The sequence below is a fragment of the Mesorhizobium sp. M4B.F.Ca.ET.089.01.1.1 genome (assembly GCF_004022605.1).
Classification (GTDB): domain Bacteria; phylum Pseudomonadota; class Alphaproteobacteria; order Rhizobiales; family Rhizobiaceae; genus Mesorhizobium; species Mesorhizobium abyssinicae.
The window spans coordinates 1-384 of record NZ_RZOS01001602.1; the positions used below are offsets into that span (position 1 = coordinate 1).

General features: G+C 58.1%; 1 protein-coding gene. It reads right to left on the bottom strand.

What is annotated here, in order from left to right; all coding sequences use genetic code 11:
• Positions 1-384 (bottom strand): ABC transporter permease subunit (locus EN780_RS38445; protein WP_128276692.1); only part of this gene is annotated, 384 nt, incomplete at both ends.

Consider the following 384-nt stretch of genomic DNA (forward strand, 5'->3'; position numbering starts at 1 on the left):
CGACCAGGGGCAAAAGGATAAACAGCGTCGCTACTGCGGCAATGGTAGGGTCGATTTGGTGGCGAATATCTTCCCACATCTTTAGCGGCAGGGTGCGCATCGAGATCCCTCCTACCAAAGATGTAATGACGACCTCATCAAAGGAGTGAAGGAACGCGAACACAGCGCCGCCGATTATACCCGGCCGAATCAGCGGCAGCGTCACCCTCATGAAGGTCTGCAGCGGCCCAGCCCGCATGCTCATAGCTGCCTGCTCCAGCTGCGGGTCGAAATTCGCCAGCGACGCCGATACGATTACGAGGACATAGCCGATAGCGCCGATGGTATGCGCCAGGACAATGCCGGTCATCGAACCGAGCAACCCGAGTTTGAGCAGCCCGAGAT